13 protein-coding genes are annotated in these 16,839 nt (G+C 44.5%); all 13 read left to right on the forward strand.

Going from position 1 to position 16,839, the window contains the following annotated elements:
- Positions 1-4 precede the first annotated feature (4 nt).
- The gene (gene thrS / locus DWX43_RS11360) at positions 5-1,930 is read left to right on the forward strand and encodes a threonine--tRNA ligase (protein WP_118620346.1); all 1,926 of its coding nucleotides are present in this window, start codon (positions 5-7) and stop codon (positions 1,928-1,930) included.
- Positions 1,931-1,988: 58 nt separating this feature from the next.
- Positions 1,989-2,330, forward strand: coding sequence for a DUF1540 domain-containing protein (locus DWX43_RS11365; protein WP_109730534.1), 342 nt, complete (start codon positions 1,989-1,991; stop codon positions 2,328-2,330).
- A 204-nt stretch (positions 2,331-2,534) separates the two neighbouring features.
- On the forward strand, positions 2,535-4,001 hold the full coding sequence (locus DWX43_RS11370; RefSeq protein WP_118620347.1) for an AI-2E family transporter: 1,467 nt from the start codon (positions 2,535-2,537) through the stop codon (positions 3,999-4,001).
- Positions 3,979-4,899 carry a homoserine O-succinyltransferase gene (gene metA, locus DWX43_RS11375; protein WP_109730532.1) on the forward strand — a complete coding sequence of 307 codons (921 nt, stop codon included), beginning with the start codon at positions 3,979-3,981 and terminating at the stop codon, positions 4,897-4,899. Before DWX43_RS11370 ends, metA begins: the two co-directional genes overlap by 23 nt.
- A 125-nt stretch (positions 4,900-5,024) precedes the next feature.
- Positions 5,025-5,456 carry a hypothetical protein gene (locus DWX43_RS11380; protein WP_118620348.1) on the forward strand — a complete coding sequence of 144 codons (432 nt, stop codon included), beginning with the start codon at positions 5,025-5,027 and terminating at the stop codon, positions 5,454-5,456.
- Positions 5,457-5,774: 318 nt separating this feature from the next.
- Positions 5,775-7,100 (forward strand): ABC transporter substrate-binding protein, encoded by a 1,326-nt coding sequence (locus DWX43_RS11385; protein WP_118620349.1) that lies wholly within the window; start codon positions 5,775-5,777, stop codon positions 7,098-7,100.
- A 167-nt stretch (positions 7,101-7,267) separates the two neighbouring features.
- A complete protein-coding gene (locus DWX43_RS11390; protein WP_242995980.1) occupies positions 7,268-8,068 on the forward strand; it encodes a sugar ABC transporter permease in 801 nt (266 codons plus the stop codon).
- Positions 8,068-8,409: a hypothetical protein gene (locus tag DWX43_RS27185; protein ID WP_207666088.1), complete on the forward strand. Its 342-nt coding sequence runs from the start codon at positions 8,068-8,070 to the stop codon at positions 8,407-8,409. The genes DWX43_RS11390 and DWX43_RS27185 overlap by 1 nt, the downstream gene beginning before the upstream one ends.
- Positions 8,328-8,900, forward strand: a complete 573-nt coding sequence (locus DWX43_RS11395; protein ID WP_207666089.1) for a carbohydrate ABC transporter permease — start codon at positions 8,328-8,330, stop codon at positions 8,898-8,900. The genes DWX43_RS27185 and DWX43_RS11395 overlap by 82 nt, the downstream gene beginning before the upstream one ends.
- Positions 8,901-8,919: 19 nt before the next feature.
- Positions 8,920-10,707: a sensor histidine kinase gene (locus tag DWX43_RS11400; protein WP_118620350.1), complete on the forward strand. Its 1,788-nt coding sequence runs from the start codon at positions 8,920-8,922 to the stop codon at positions 10,705-10,707.
- Between the two features lie 32 nt (positions 10,708-10,739).
- The gene (locus DWX43_RS11405; RefSeq protein WP_182440671.1) at positions 10,740-12,245 is read left to right on the forward strand and encodes a response regulator; all 1,506 of its coding nucleotides are present in this window, start codon (positions 10,740-10,742) and stop codon (positions 12,243-12,245) included.
- A gap of 109 nt (positions 12,246-12,354) precedes the next feature.
- On the forward strand, positions 12,355-14,814 hold the full coding sequence (locus tag DWX43_RS11410; protein WP_118620352.1) for a glycoside hydrolase N-terminal domain-containing protein: 2,460 nt from the start codon (positions 12,355-12,357) through the stop codon (positions 14,812-14,814).
- Between the two features lie 69 nt (positions 14,815-14,883).
- Positions 14,884-16,836, forward strand: coding sequence for a beta-L-arabinofuranosidase domain-containing protein (locus tag DWX43_RS11415; protein ID WP_118620353.1), 1,953 nt, complete (start codon positions 14,884-14,886; stop codon positions 16,834-16,836).
- The last annotated feature ends 3 nt before the right edge of the window (positions 16,837-16,839 follow it).

A 16,839-nucleotide genomic window follows, 5' to 3' on the forward strand; every position in this document is an offset into this window, starting at 1 on the left:
AAGAATGAAGATTACATTAAAAGATGGATCCAGCAGAGAATATGCAGAGAGCAAATCCGTAATCGAGATTGCGGCTGATATCAGCGAAGGCCTTGCAAGGGTCGCAACGGCCGGCGAAATCAACGGAGAAGTCGTTGACTTAAGAACGATGGTTGACCAGGACTGTGAACTGAGTATCCTGACATTCCAGGATGAGAAAGGAAAGGGCGCGTTCCGCCATACTGCGTCTCATATCTTGGCACAGGCAGTCAAGAGATTATATCCGGATACAAAGCTTGCGATCGGACCCTCAGTGGCAGATGGATTCTATTATGATATTGACAGAGAAACTCCACTGACTGCGGAAGACCTGACAAAGATTGAGGCCGAAATGAAAAAAATTGTAAAGGAAAATCTTCCAATTGAGCAGTATACGAAGCCAAGGGAAGAGGCTATCGCATATTTTAAAGAAAAAGACGAACCATATAAAGTAGAACTGATTGAAGATCTGCCGGAAGATGCAGTTATTAGTTTTTATTCCCAGGGAGAGTTTACAGACCTGTGTGCAGGTCCCCACCTGATGACTACGAAACCAGTAAAGGCATTCAAGCTTACAAGCCTTGCTGGCGCTTACTGGCGGGGGAGCGAAAAGAACAAGATGCTCCAGAGGATTTATGGCACGGCATATCCAAAAAAGGCAGAACTGGATGAGTATCTGACCATGCTGGAAGAAGCAAAGAAGCGTGACCACAGAAAACTTGGAAAAGAGCTTGGACTTTTCATGATGAGGGATGAAGGACCGGGATTCCCATTCTTCCTTCCAAAAGGAATGGTTTTGAAAAATACCCTGCTTGATTACTGGAGAGAGATTCACTTAAGAAACGGCTATGTGGAGATTTCAACCCCGATCATGCTGAGCCGCCACCTCTGGGAGACATCAGGACATTGGGACCACTATAAAGACAATATGTATACAACGGTAATTGACGAGGAAGATTTTGCCATCAAACCGATGAACTGTCCGGGAGGAATTCTGGCTTACCAGTCAGAACCGCGTTCTTACCGCGACCTACCTCTTCGTATGGGAGAACTTGGCCTTGTACACCGCCATGAAAAGTCCGGACAGCTCCACGGACTGATGAGAGTCCGCTGTTTCACGCAGGATGATGCCCATATCTTCATGATGCCGGAACAGATCCGCGATGAGATCAAGGGCGTTGCCAGACTGATTGACGAGGTTTACAGTCTGTTTGGCTTTAAGTACCATGTAGAACTCTCTACCCGGCCGGAAGACAGCATGGGAAGTGATGAAGACTGGGAAATGGCAACAGATGCCCTGCGTGGTGCGCTGGATGATCTGGGACTTCCGTATGTGGTAAATGAAGGAGACGGCGCATTCTACGGACCGAAGATTGATTTCCATCTGGAGGATTCCATTGGAAGAACTTGGCAGTGTGGTACGATCCAGCTTGACTTCCAGCTGCCGCTTCGTTTTGAACTGGAATATACAGGGGCCGACGGAGAAAAACACAGGCCGATCATGATTCACCGTGTTGCATTCGGTTCAATCGAACGTTTTATCGGTATTCTGATCGAACATTTTGCAGGAGCATTCCCGACCTGGCTTGCACCGGTACAGGTGAAGGTGCTGCCGATTTCTGACAAATATATGGACTATGGCAAAAAAGTCATGGATACATTAGCTGCGGCGGGAATCCGGGCAGAGCTTGATACGCGTGCCGAAAAAATCGGATATAAGATCCGGGAGGCACAGATGCAGAAGGTTCCGTATATGCTCGTCGTGGGGGCAAAAGAAGAAGAGGACGGGCTTGTATCAGTCAGAAGCCGGTTTGAAGGTGACGAAGGCCAGAGCACACTGGATTCTTTCCTTACAGATATCAGGGAAGAAATCGCGAAAAAGACTGTGCGCGAAGTGAAAACACAGGAATAATTTCAGGATCGGCGGGGCATAATGATACTGATTTCATTAATAAGAAGGAGGTATGATCATGCCAGAATTAAAATGTACTGTACAGACATGTGTACACAATAAGCAGTTTTTATGTGACCTTGATAAAATTCAGGTAGGCGGAAACCAGGCTAAAACAGCAAGAGAAACATGCTGTGACAGCTTTCAGGAGAGGAAAGGGGACAGCGTTTCCAATAGTTATACAAACAGCTACAGCGATGTAACAGGAAAGGCTTCAGACTGCAGCTGCATCGACTGTAAAGCGACAGAATGTATGTATAACGACAACTGTGAATGCCATGCCGGTAAGATCAGCGTAGAGGGAAGCAATGCCTGTCATTGTGAAGGAACAGAATGTGCAACATTTAAGTGCAAAGGCTGAGAAGAGTAAAACGCTTGGTAAAAGTGGAGATTGAAAAAGCAGGTGCCGGTTTGAACCGGTATCTGCTTTTTTACGCAGTCCACCTATATTTTGTTTTTTCAGGAACAATATTCTTTCCCCGGAGTGATGCTTCATGGTTGACTATAATAAGCGGAACGCGCTATAATCATAATATCTGTAAAAAGGAAGGAATTGTATTAAAAAATGAGCGAATTAAAAGAAAGTCCGGAGAAAGAGCAAAAAAAAGAAAACAGCGGTTATTATGCGGCAAGACCTTCTTTTGGTAATAGCGGCCCGTCCAAGTTAAGGCAGAAGTTCAGCAGGGGGATGACAATTTTCGTTGTTATTGCTGCCTGTATTGTTTTTTATTTTGCCCTGCTTAGGCTTCCGGCCATATCCGGGGTATTTAAGGAAATATTCCACGTTCTGAAACCTGTCGTCTATGGTCTGGGGATTGCGTATCTTCTAAACCCTATTGTGAAATTTGTGGAAGCACACTTAAAGCCTGTTCTGGAAAAGAAATTAACAAAGCCAAACCAAATCCATGCGATTGCGCGGGGGACAGGAATATTTGCGGCCGTCGCGGTCCTGCTCCTAGTGATCATTGCCCTGTTTAACATGATGATACCAGAATTATACCGTAGCATCAGGGATATGGTGGTGACGGTTCCAAGTCAGCTGAACCAGCTTGTTGATACGATCATGGAGATGAATACGAAGAATACAACGCTGAATCAGCTGCTGACGAATATCCTGAAGGAAGCCACGGATTATGTCCAGAACTGGATGCGTACAGACCTGCTGACACAGATCAACATCGTGATGTCGAATCTGACCGTCGGTGTGATCAATATTGTCAGTGAAATACTGAATGCACTCATTGGGATTATTATATCGATTTATGTCCTGTTTAGTAAAGAACAGTTTGCAAGCCAGTGCAAAAAAGGGGTATATGCAATTTTTAAGCCCTCACATGCAAACATGATTCTTCATCTGACAATCAAGAGTAATGAAATATTTGGCGGGTTTATCATAGGAAAGATTATTGACTCTATTATTATCGGGGTTTTGTGTTTTATCAGCCTTTCTGTCTTAAACATGCCTTATACACTGCTCGTCAGCGTAATTGTAGGTGTTACAAATGTCATCCCGTTTTTCGGACCATATATCGGAGCGATTCCGAGTGCAATTCTAATTATGCTGTCAGATCCGAAGATGGGAATTTATTTCATTATCTTTATCCTGATTTTACAGCAGCTGGACGGAAATATCATCGGACCAAAGATCCTCGGGGACTCCACGGGTCTTTCCGCCTTCTGGGTAGTGTTTGCAATCCTGTTAGGCGGGGGACTGTTTGGATTCGTGGGCATGATTCTGGGTGTTCCGACTTTTGCAGTAATCTACTATATTGTGAACATGCTGGTAAATCACAGACTGGAAAAAAAGAAGCTTCCTACGGATACGGGCTCTTACGGTGAGAGGAGTTTTGTAGATTCGGACGGGACATATGTACATTCTGATGACAATCCCGAAGTAGCGGAGCCCCGGGAACATTCAAAGGATAAGAAAGAGCCGGAAGATCAGGGGAATTCGGATGAACTAAATAATAGGAAAGAACAGAAGACGAAAGAAGAAAAGGAGAATAAAGATGCCGATAAGAGTACAAAATGATTTGCCGGTAAAAGAAATACTGGAACAGGAAAATATATTTGTCATGGATGAGTACCGCGCTGCACATCAGGATATCCGTCCGATCAGTATAGGGCTCTTGAACCTGATGCCTTTAAAAGAAGATACAGAACTTCAAATTCTACGGTCCCTGTCTAATACGCCGCTGCAGGTGGATGTGACTTTTGTGCGTGTAGGCAGCCATGTGTCCAAGAATACATCAACGAGCCATATTTACAAATTTTATGAGGCGTTCAGTGATATCAGGAATAAAAAGTTTGACGGATTCATCATCACAGGAGCCCCGGTAGAACAGATGCCTTTCGAGGATGTGGACTACTGGGAAGAACTCAAGGAAATCATGGAGTGGACAAAAACCAACGTTACTTCAACACTACACCTGTGCTGGGGTGCACAGGCAGGGTTGTACTATCATTACGGGATTGATAAAGTAAAACTCCCGCATAAAATGTTCGGAGTATTCCGCCACCATGTCAGAAACCGTAAGATTCCACTCGTAAGGGGATTTGACGACATTTTTTATGCGCCTCATTCCAGACACACGACCGTACCGCAGGAACTTCTGGAGGCGGATGAGAGGATAACTATTCTGGCCGATTCAAAAGAGGCGGGCGTTTTCCTCTGCATGGCGCAGGAGGGGCGTCAGATTTTCGTCATGGGACATCCGGAATATGACCGCATAACACTGGATACGGAATATAAGAGGGATAAAGGCAAGGGACTGGATATCCAGGTGCCTGTCAATTATTATCCGGACGATAATCCGGAGAACAAGCCGGAATTGATATGGAGGGCACATGCGAATAATCTATATACGAACTGGCTCAATTATTATGTTTACCAGTTGACGCCTTATGATTTGTATGGGACGCCGTTTTAATATATTGTCCCTGCCATACCTCTAAGTTCAGTTGATAATTTAATAGACTTTACACTAGCCAGTGTGGTATAATACATAACACACTAACTAAATCAATACATACCATACAAAGTGAGGTGAGATATATGGCATTATCAAGTGAGGACTTACAGGCGATCAGCCAATTATTTAACAAACGTTTTGACGAGATAGATACAAAGCTATCCCAAATGGCAACCAAGGACGATATCCAGAGATTAGACAATCGGGTCAGTACATTAGACGATAAAGTCAGTACATTAGACGATAAAGTCAGTACATTAGATGATAAAGTCGATGCCACAAAGCAAGAGCTTATTGACCGCATAAATAAGCTGGAGACAGATGTACTCAATACTTGTTTAGGTTATACAGATGAACAAAACGAGATAATCACAAAAAAGCTTGATGATATTCAGAGTACGGTCAATACGGCTGCCAAAATCAAGACGATAGATAATTCTGTATATGAAATAATTAATAAACGCTTTGAGAAGGTGCAAAAGGAGATAGACGAAATCAAGTTAATGATATCATAAGCACCATAACTACATATACCACGCAATCAAAGAGTGTAATGCCCATTAAGTTATTATGGGGTTACACTCTTTTTATATTGTCATACTACAAAGAAAGCTGCTAATTTAAAAAGCTCTATACAGATAGTTCAAGATAATTAATCCCAACGTTCATTTAATTCCATTTACTTATCATCAAGCGAAAGTTAAAATAAGACTATCGAAAACAACAAAAGTTCCGCGGACGGTGAACCAACAAGAGACAGGTAAACTTTCGTAATCGTTCAGACAGGCCTGCCTGAACGGTTACAAATTTTCTGATAAGAGGAGGAAAGAGGAATGAAAAAAACGGCGATGAAGGCGACAGGCATCATTCTGGCGGTGTCCCTGTTAGCCGCTGGCTGCGGCTCATCAGGCGGTTCTTCGGAGGACGCGAAAAAGAACGATGGGGGAAAGAAAGAGAATGTGACACTGACGGTTGAGGCGAGTCAGGAAATAGTAAACAATATACCATATGCATTCAGCGAAGAGAATATAAAAGCCTTTGAAGAAAAATATCCGGAGATTAAGGTGGAGCTGGTACTGAACCCGGATGCACAGAATACGTCTATACTCCAGACGAAACTGGCTTCCGGACAGCCTTCGGATTTAATTTGTTACAATAAGGTTTCGGCAGAGAATGAACTCGAAATCGCAAAAAACTGTGTTGATTTGTCGGGAGAGCCATTTGTAGGGAACCTTGCGGATAAAGAGATATTAACGGCACCTGACGGAAACATTTATGGATTTGCTTTCGCAGTAAAAACAGGTGGAATGGGAGTTGTGTATAATAAGGACCTCTTTGAGGAGAAGGGGATAGAAATTCCAAAGACCTACGATGAATTTACCGCAGTGTGTGCGAAACTCAGTTCACAGGGGATCACCCCGTTTTATGGACCTTTTAAAGATGTGTGGACGTTTCAGATGTGGACGACTTCGACATGGGGGTATTACGCGGCAAAATCAGAGCCGGACCTTTGGGACAGGCTGAATGCAAATGAGATAGGCTGGGATGAGGTTCCTGCTTTACAGGAAAGTCTGGAAAAGGCTTACAATCTCTATAAAGACGGTTATATGCAGAGCACCGTCCTCTCAGATGACTATAATAGTATTCCGGCGGCCATGAGCAGCGGGGAGTATGCGATGACGGTAGGTTCCAATACGACAGTCAGAGATTTGCTGAATGCATATCCGGATATTCAGTTTGACATGTTTCCATATCCGGTGTATGAGGGTGAAGAGGAATACCTCACGATCAGCCAGCTGGATGCAGAATTTTTCATACCGAAAGATGCAAAACATATTGAGGAAGCAAAGAAATTCCTTGATTTTATGGCACAACCAGAACAGTGCGACACGGCCCAGAAGGCAGCCTCTTTTGTCCCGAATGTGAAAGGGACAAAGGAACCGGAATTTGATGATTTTGAAGGCCGGCTGTACGAGGAATATAATAAAACAGGAAAGACAGTGCTGGAAATGAATGCCTATATGAAAGTGGATCTGAATGACCTCTGGGTATATTTCCAGGATATGTTCGCAGGAGCTAAGACACCCGAAGAAGTACTCTCAGCGTGGGATGCTACTTTCGAGGAATTGATGAAAGCAAAAGGGATAGAGAATTTCTAAATGTCTTAATAAATATCAGGCACCGGACAGTACGGTCAAAGTATTTATGATAAGTACTTTAAGGTGCCTTTTTCAGGAAAGGAATGGTACATGCAATGCGCCGGAACCGACATATATATACATATCTCCTGACCTTGCCTGCATTGCTGTTATTCGGGATTTTCTTTGTGGCTCCCAGCATTTATGGTATTTATTATTCCCTGACCGACTGGACCATAGGGAAAGATGCCATCAGTTTTGTAGGAATTGATAATTATAAAACTATTTTTCAAAGCAGTGAATTAAAACATGCAATATACAATACTTTCTTATATGCTGTTATTGTCGTAATCGGAAAGAACGTGAACGGACTTCTTCTGGCTCTGGCAGTGAATACAAAGATGAAACTCAGAGGATATTTCAGGGTCATTTTTTTCCTGCCCTGTGTCATTTCTACGATCATTATCGGGCTCGTATTCGTCCCTATCCTTCATCCGAATGGTATACTGAATGATTTTCTGGGGAATATCGGTCTGGGATTTCTGAAGCAGGGATGGCTGGTAGATACAAAGATCGTAATGATTTCCATTGCCGGGGTATCTATCTGGCAATGGAGCGGATACCATATGGTCGTCTATCTGGCAGGCCTGCAGGGCATACCTGAATCCTATTACGAGGCGGCCAAGATAGACGGGGCTACAGCCATGCAGCGTTTTAAGAGTATTACATTCCCAATGCTGGCGCCGGCATTTAACATTAACATGCTTCTGAGCCTGATTGGCGGGCTGAAAGTATTCAGTGAACCATATGCACTTACGAACGGGGGACCGGGGAATGCATCCCAGGTAATCGCGCTGGAGGTATTCTCAAAATTCGGAAGAGGGCAGTGGGGACTAGGGACGGCCCTGAATGTGACACTGGCAATATTTGTATCAATTATTTGCATCCCGGTACTGTATAATATGAGGAAAAGGGAGGTGGAAGAATAGTGAGTACAAGACATAAGGAACGTCTTATGAGGGTTGTGTTACAGGTGGTGATGATTCTTGTATCGCTGCTGATTCTTATCCCCCTTTTGATCATGCTGCTGGGAGCATTCAAGAATTCGGCCGAAGTGACGGCATTTGACCTGGCATTGCCTCAAAAATGGCTGTTTGAAAATTTCAAGGCGGTATTTGAACAGGGGAAATTATTGCTGGTTTTAAAAACAGTATTTTTATTACCGTTATTTCTACCGGAATTACCATATTGGTCAGTTCACTGGCGTCGTTTATACTTGCGAGGAGAAGCAGCAGATTTTCCAGATTCCTGTATTATTTTTTCTTTATAGGAACTATCATACCGATGCAGATCATGCCTACAATACGACTGTTTACCGTACTGGATATTTACGGCGGCTATCTGAATGTCATTATTTTATATACGGCAATTAATATACCGTTCAGCTGCTTTCTGTATACCGGCTTTATAAAAGGGATTCCGCGGATTTTAGACGAGTCTGCATTTATAGAGGGGGCTTCTACATTACAGACTTATTTCCATATTATTCTCCCGCTTTTGAAATCCTGCAACATTACCGTGCTGATTCTTTTATTTACAGGAATATGGAATGAAATTAATATACCGCTCTACTTCTTAAATGATCCGACGAAGAGGACACTGCCGCTTTCTGTTTACCAGTTTTTTGGAATGTACGGCGGCAGCAACTGGAATCTTGTGTTTGCAGACCTGACGCTGGCAGCACTTCCCGTCATTCTGATGTTTTTGTTTATGCAGAAACAATTCATAAGCGGGCTGACAGAAGGGGCCGTGAAGGGATAAGGAACAGGAGGAAAGCAGTATGAACTTTAAATTCAGGACCAAACTTTATGCCGTATTTTCAATTATCATTATATTTGCAGCTGCATCATTCAGCCTGTTTATCCGTATGCATATATTCAGGCAGATTGAAGAAGAGACAACCTATAATGATATGCAGCTCTGCCTGAAGGTGTCTGAAAATGCAGACACCTATATTGAAAAACTGGATGACATTACAAAAAAATTAATCTCAGACCCGGGACTGCTGCAAATAATGAGGGACGTAAAAGGCAATCCTGAAGTGCTGACAGATTATGAGGAACTGAAAAGGGGCAGGGAAATCGCTTCGATTGTATCTAATGCGATTACCCTGACCTCATTTCCGCATGTAAATGTATATCTGTACAGTCAGGATGGTTCTTTTTCTTATGTATATAACCAGAATCAAAGTAATTTTGAGGCAGCGATTCAGACAGATGGCAATGCAAAGAAGCTGGAAAACAAAGAACTGGTTATCTATGCGGACAATGGAAGAACTGTGGAAGAAAACAGAGAGCCGTCGATATCCTTTATGAGGGCTATCTTTGATGTGGGTGCGAACCAGTATGGTTACATAGAAGTTCAGTCGGATTACAAAAAGCTGGACGAAATCTGTAACATTAATCGTATCGGGAATGTCATGCTTATGAACGACAGGGGAGATATTGTATATCCGTCAAGCCCGGTTACTGAAAATGTACAGCAGGTATTAAGCGGCAGTCCGGCGGATGAGAAAAACAGTGTGTTCAGTGTGGGGGATCATATGTATTTCTACGCCGCCTCGGACTATTCCGGCATTAAGACATACATACAATATCCGAAAGATACCATTTATTCCTCTATGCGGCTTCTGCAGCATACGACCGTGATCTTCTTTGTATGTGTAACACTGGCAGCAATATTAATGGTTGTGATTTCCTCAAGGATGCTGGTAAAGCCTCTTTCGGAACTCCGCAACAGCGTTTTGGCCGTTACCTATGATAATATGGGGCTTTCGATTGACAATGTATATAATAATGAAATTGTTGAGCTTAAGGATGCTTTCCAGAAGATACTGGATGATCTGAAAATGAGTGCACAGAGGGAAATTGAATCAAATAAGGCAGAGACGAGGGCAAAACTTTCCGCACTCCAGGCACAGATTTCACCACATTTCATCCATAATGTATTATATTCCATCAGCATCGCTGCGGGGGAGGAACGTACTGACGATGCCCGGATCATGTGTAAACAACTCTCGGATATGCTGAGGTATACGGTAAATTCCAACGCACACAAAGTGGAGCTGAGAGAAGAAATAAAATGTATTACAAATTATCTTTCACTGCAGAAGCAGTATTATGAAGATTTCCTGAATTACCATATAGACATACAGAAGGAAGCAGAATCAATAAAAATCCCGCGGCTGAGCATCCTGCCCTTTGTGGAGAATGCGATACAGCATGCATTTGAAGGCCGGAAACCGCCTTATCAGATTTTACTTACAGCCAGAATATCGGCCGGAAGCTGGTTTATCGAAATCGAAGATAACGGAAAAGGATTTTCAGAAGAAAAGATAAAAGAAATAGAAGACCGGTTTCAGGATGAAAACCTGGTACTGGATGTGGAAGCAAAAAGTGATGACGAACCGGGACTGGGAGGGATGGGGATATTAAATACGGTATTGCGCCTGAAACTGTTTTTTGAGGGGAATTTCGAATTTCATATATTCAATCATGTGCCGGAAGAGGGATCCACTGTCCGTCTGAGCGGCAGGTGTGATACGGGTGATGTGGAAAAACCTGAATAGTAACGGGAAGATAGCAGATGGGAGGAATGGGAATGTATAAATTTCTGGTGGCAGAGGACAGCAAAGTGATCTTAAGGGACATTGTCCGCCTGATAAAGGAAGCCGGCTATGACTCTTTTATCAAGACTGCATATGATGGGGAAACCGCATTAGAAATATTGAAAGAATATGAACCGGATATCATTATAACAGACATTAAAATGCCGGTCATAGACGGACTTACACTTATACAAAAGGCGAAGGCCCTGTATGCCGGGGTGAAGTGCATCATCATCAGCGGATATGCAGATTTTACATTTACCCATGAAGCCCTTATGCTGCAGGTTGATGATTACGTTATGAAACCAGTGGATGCAGCGGAGTTCAGGGATATTCTGAAAAAACTGACGAAGGAGGCAGACCGTAATAAAGTGCAGAAGGAAGAGGAGGTTTTGCAGAAAATCATTCAGGAAGGGATTTTAGTCAATGACGGACGGCTCCCGGAACAGTATGTGGCTGCACTGATACGGGTAGGCCTTTTCCAACAGTATTCGGCACCGTTATCAAAGGAACTTGTCAGCGGAATTATGGAACAGAACTGTGCAGTTTCAGCCTTCAGGATTGTGAACACAAAATTAAACAGCGAAAAAATAGTAATATTTGATCTGGAACATATCTCGGCAGAGCAAATAACACAGCAGGCAGGTCTGTTACTGGCAGAGCTGAGAAAGAAGTATACACGCGTCAACATTATCTGTTCCGCAAAACAGGAGGACATTGGCAGCCTCAATGCCCAGTACACCCGGCTTTCCAACCATCTTGGAAGGCTGGTTATGCTGGATGCAGGCAGGGTATATAAAGACGACGGTAATCCAGAAGAAAGAGGGGCGTATATCAGGCAGAAAGAGGAAATTGAGGTATTCCAGAAAAAAATGGAGCGGATTCTCAAAAACAGGGCAGTTCATGATTACCGGAAAGAAATCCATAAAAGTATCCTTTATTGGGAGGAAAAGCAGTATACGGTCGTGGTACTGCGAAAATTCCTCCAGACGCTTCTGGATGAAATATTCATTGCAGCGGGCGGAAGTCTGGGGCTGGCGGAAGAACCGGGAACACTTGCAGATAAAATGCTGAACGACTGTAGAAAGTATGAGGAATTAGAGGAGTGTCTGCAGGGATACGCAGATTTCTTGTCGGCGGGTAAAGAGGAGAGGAACGGGGTTTCCATTGAGATTGCCTGTAAACTGACAGAATACATGCAGACGAATCTCTACAAGAACCTGTCGCTTCAGGAAATCGCAGATTACTTTGAAATTTCCCCTTCCTATATCTGCAGAATTTTCAAAGTATATTACAACGATACCCCAATCAGTTATTATAACAGGATCAAAATCGAAGAAGCCAGAAAAATGCTGGATGAATACCAGAATATGAGGGTAAAAGATATAGCAGAGATGCTGGGGTTCAGTGACCAGTATTATTTCAGCAAGGTATTTAAACAACAGTTTGGCGTCAGTCCGCTCGTTTATAAAACACAGGTTAAGAAGGACGAAAATTAGCCCCATACGTTCAAAATATTCCCTCCTTCGAGTCTAGTATATTCCATTTACCATAAAACATTTCAGACGTATAATTTGTTCAAGAAACAGGAACGAAAAGGAGGCTTCTATGAGTAATTATGGTATGAAAGCAGTGGAATTCGGATTAGAATATCCACCTATGGGAATTGGGAAAAGACGCACACTTCTTCCTTATAAAAGTGTGAGCAGCCTGTATCCCGCAAAAGCGGATGAAGATGTCCTTGTGACTGCAAACGGCAGGCAGCGGATTGACATTGTGGGGAATCCTTATCATGAACGCGTGATTTACCGGCGCGAACGGATTATGGATATGCGTTGGAAGGACACTCCTGATCCTCCGGATGTGGCCTATGCGATTCCGGAGGCAAGGAAGCTTTTAAAGCAGGGACGGTTTGAAGATGCAGCAAAAGTAATGGATAAGGCGACAAAAGACGCGGGGTATGATAAATGGATTGACAGCCGTCCGTTCGGTGTTGAATTTCCACGGCTTCATCCACGGCTGCATTCTGTGATTGAATTGCTGACGGATATAAAAGAGGGCAGGAACTGCCATGACTATCTGCGGTATCTGGATATGATGTCGGGGGAGGCAGTTGTACGCTGCGAGGATGATAACGGGGGGATTCTCAGGAGGTCCTTTGTTTCATTCGAAAAAGAAGTGACAGTACAGGAAATGAAACGCTTAAACGGAGAAGCGCTTGACGTGGACATGCGTTTTGTCGCTCCGGGCGGCTATGACAATCCGGACCACTTTGACCAGTTCGTGCTTGTTACTTATAACGACATGTATGAAATTGAAGGAAGTGATGTGGAGATTACAACGTCACCTGACAGCTGCACGGTATCTCTGGCATATGACCCACAGTTCGGGGAACGCGGGTACTGCTGCTGTTCTGTCGTCCGTACCGATGGTGAGACATCTTACCGGGAGGGCGGTTACATACAGGTTAAACATGCACATCAGGTTACGATTCTGTCCCGCACTGTCAAGTATGAAGAAGCATACCGCCATTCGCTGGCAGCAGGGGTGCTTGAAGAGGTAAGACAGATTCAGGATTCATATGAGGATATGCTCTCTGCCAACCGGATATACCTTGCCCCGCTGATGGAACGCTCCGAAGTCAGGCTTGGCGGGGACTGGGCACTGTCCGCGGAGGAATTGCTGAATGAACAGCATGGAGGCGGGGAACTGAGTGCCATGATGCTGGAAAAGCTGTATGATATGGGGCGGTTTTTCCTGATTACAGATACCGGGGATGACCCGCCATCTTTGTTCCAGCATAATATTAACACGAACCTGCAGGTATGCTCCGGCAATATGACCGGACTGCCGGAAATGATGGATATTTATTTCAGGTTCTACGAAGAAAAATTTGATGATTTCCGTCTGAATGCCAAACGATTTTATGGGGCGAGGGGAGTACTTGGAAATATTCACTGTGATTATAATTCCGGTAAATTTTACCAGTTCTCCATCGTATATCCCCACTACTGCTGGACTGCGTGTCTGGGATGGATATACAATGAGTTCTGGGGGCATTATCTGGTCAGTGGGGACGAGAAGTTCTTACGGGAACGTGTCGTGCCGGGCCTGAAGGAAATTGCATTGTTTTACGAGGATTATCTTTCCGATGTTGATGAGAATGGAAAGGTACTGTTTTATCCAAGTTATTCACCAGAAGATCCGTCCATGAATGACTATCATGTTCCATTCCCGAAAAATGTTTATGCGATGAATGTGAATTCTCTGATGGATGTGATGGTCTGCAGAGAGGTTTTGGACAACCTGCTGGAGGCGTGTGAGATTCTGGGGCTGGATGAACCGGACCTTCCGAAGTGGAAGGAACTTCGAGGCAAACTGCCGGATTATCTGATGGATGAAGACGGGGCGGTTAAGGAGTGGTCCTTTAAATATTCCGGGGAGAATTATGACCACAGACATGTATCCCATCATTATGATATCTGGCCGGGCCGGGCAATTTCACCGGAAAAAACACCGGAGCTTGTCAAACCGTTTATACTTTCAAACAGGAAGCGAGGCCATCAGGATGATTCTGCACATGGCGTTATCCACAGATATTTTACAGCCGTAAGACTGGGTGATCTCCCGGATGCAATTCATAATTTCAGGACTTTGATGGAGCATGGGTATGTAACCCGGACACTGAATACGGTGCATTACCCGTACCGGGTATTCTGCCCGGACCTGCTGGGTGCAATGCCGGCCATGATTCTTGAGATGCTGGTATATTCAGACGAGGGATTTATTAAGCTGCTGCCGGCAGTGCCGAAAGATTTGAGTAAGGGAAGCCTGCACGGAGTCTGGCTGTATACATTTGCCAAGATTGAGGAAATGGAGTGGGATTTGGAGAGCGGACAGGCGTCTGCCACGATCTCATCCATGAAAAACCAGACGATAGAGTTTTCCTTCCCTCTGGGATATAAAGAATTAAGGATAGACGGTAAAGTATACGGGGAATGCGGCAGTAAATTTGAATTAGAACTTAAGAAAGATGCGGCAGTAAAACTGGATTTCAGGATGATTTAGCCGTATTGGAATATAATATCCCGGAACCTGACGGCTCCGGGATAAAATTCTATAAAGAGGAGAAGAAATATGGGAATAACGGAAGTCTACAGGGCACCGGAAATCCGTGATGTGGAGATCAGGGATGATTTCTGGTCACAGTATATAGAGCTGGTGAAGGATACAATGCTCCCATATCAATGGGAAATATTAAATGACAGGATGCCGGGGGTCGAGTTAAGCCATGCCATACAGAATTTTAGAATCGCGGCAGGGCTGGAGGAAGGCGAGTTTTATGGTGAAGTCTTTCAGGACAGTGATCTGGCAAAGTGGCTGGAAGCCGCGGCATACAGTCTGGAAGGTGAAGCAGAACCGGAGCTGGAGAATGTGATAGATGAAATCATAGACGTCATAGCACAGGCACAGCAGGAAGACGGTTATCTAGATACGTATTTTTCGATCGGCCGGAAGGAACAGGAATGGACGAACCTTTATGAGTGCCATGAAATGTATTGTGCCGGACATATGATAGAGGCAGCAGCCGCCTACTATAAAGCAACGGGAAAAAGAAAACTGCTTGATGTGATGTGCCGGTGTGCGGACAATATCGCAGAAAAGTTCGGACCAGCACCCGGTATGCCAAAAGGTTATCCGGGACATCAGGAAATAGAACTGGCACTGGTTAAGCTGTATGAAGTGACAGGAAATGAGAAATATATCAGCCTTAGCCGCTGGTTTCTGGAAGAGCGGGGAAAGGAACCCAATTATTTTGTACAGGAATGGGAGGGGACGAGAAATAAAAGAACCTTTAAAACGGGGCTGCCCTCAGATCCTCCGGACCTTTCCTACAACCAGTCCCATATGCCTGTGTTCAGCCAGAAACATGCCGTGGGCCATGCTGTGAGGGCAATGTATATGTATGCTGCAATGGCAGATGTTGCGAGAATAACGGAAGATGAAGAGATGTTCCTTTCCTGCAGGCATCTCTGGGAAAATGTCGTGAACCGTCAGATGTATATTACAGGTGCGGCAGGTTCTACCCATACAGGGGAAGCCTTCACTTTTGACTATGACCTCCCGAATGAGACTGCATACGCGGAGACTTGTGCATCTGTCGGATTGATTTTTTTTGCACACCGGATGCAGAAGGCAGATATGGACGGAAACTATGGGGATGTCATCGAAAGAATCCTGTATAACGTAATCTTAAGTTCCATGTCACGCGACGGGAAACATTTTTTTTATGTAAACCCTCTGGAAGTCTGGCCGGAAGCGAATGAAAAGAATCCGGACCGCAGGCATGTAAAGCCTGTCCGCCAGACATGGTTCGGATGTGCGTGCTGTCCGCCCAATATTGCCAGACTCCTGACATCACTCGGACAATATATCTATTCTTATGGCAGAGATACCCTGTTTATAAATCTCTATATAGCAGGTGAAGCCGGTGTAAAAACAGATTCCGGGGAATATAAGATACGTCAGGAGGGCAATTACCCGTGGGAAGAGGAAATCAAAATAACGGTTCAACCGGTACCGGACTGTGCCTGCCAGATTGCCCTGCGTATACCGGGCTGGTGTGAGAACTTCGAGATACAGTCGGATGGGAAACCAATCGCATACCGGGTGGAAAAAGGATATGCGTATCTTGAAAAAGCAGTTGCAAAAGGAGAGGAAATCCGTCTGTTTCTTTCCATTCCGGCAAAATTGATACAGGCAAATCCGAAAGTAAGGGCAGATGCGGGGAAAGCTGCGATTCAAAAAGGACCGGTTGTATATTGTCTGGAACAGGAAGACAACGGGGAAAACCTTTCTGCCATAAGACTGGATGCGAAAAGCAGGTTTAAGACGGTCAGGGGTGCCGGACTTCCCGGCAGTATACCCGCGGTCATGACAAAAGGCTACAGGACGCTGGAGGAGAACTGGGAAGGGGAGTTATACCGCCCGTATGTATTGCGGGAGAGAGAAATTGACGTCATTGCCGTGCCGTATTTTATGTGGGGAAACAGAAACACCGGTGAAATGCAGGTCTGGATTCGTGTGTGAGGA

The sequence above is a fragment of the Clostridium sp. AF19-22AC genome (assembly GCF_003479085.1).
Lineage (GTDB): Bacteria > Bacillota > Clostridia > Lachnospirales > Lachnospiraceae > Faecalicatena_A > Faecalicatena_A orotica.

Bases quoted from the DNA above. Each gene is read 5' to 3' on its own strand.
- DWX43_RS11405 (WP_182440671.1), top strand. From the start codon at position 10,740: ATGTATAAATTTCTGGTGGCAGAGGACAGCAAAGTGATCTTAAGGGAC.
- DWX43_RS11365 (WP_109730534.1), top strand. From the start codon at position 1,989: ATGCCAGAATTAAAATGTACTGTACAGACATGTGTACACAATAAGCAG.
- DWX43_RS11370 (WP_118620347.1), top strand. From the start codon at position 2,535: ATGAGCGAATTAAAAGAAAGTCCGGAGAAAGAGCAAAAAAAAGAAAAC.
- DWX43_RS11380 (WP_118620348.1), top strand. From the start codon at position 5,025: ATGGCATTATCAAGTGAGGACTTACAGGCGATCAGCCAATTATTTAAC.
- thrS (WP_118620346.1), top strand. From the start codon at position 5: ATGAAGATTACATTAAAAGATGGATCCAGCAGAGAATATGCAGAGAGC.
- DWX43_RS11410 (WP_118620352.1), top strand. From the start codon at position 12,355: ATGAGTAATTATGGTATGAAAGCAGTGGAATTCGGATTAGAATATCCA.
- DWX43_RS11400 (WP_118620350.1), top strand. From the start codon at position 8,920: ATGAACTTTAAATTCAGGACCAAACTTTATGCCGTATTTTCAATTATC.
- DWX43_RS11385 (WP_118620349.1), top strand. From the start codon at position 5,775: ATGAAAAAAACGGCGATGAAGGCGACAGGCATCATTCTGGCGGTGTCC.
- DWX43_RS11415 (WP_118620353.1), top strand. From the start codon at position 14,884: ATGGGAATAACGGAAGTCTACAGGGCACCGGAAATCCGTGATGTGGAG.
- metA (WP_109730532.1), top strand. From the start codon at position 3,979: ATGCCGATAAGAGTACAAAATGATTTGCCGGTAAAAGAAATACTGGAA.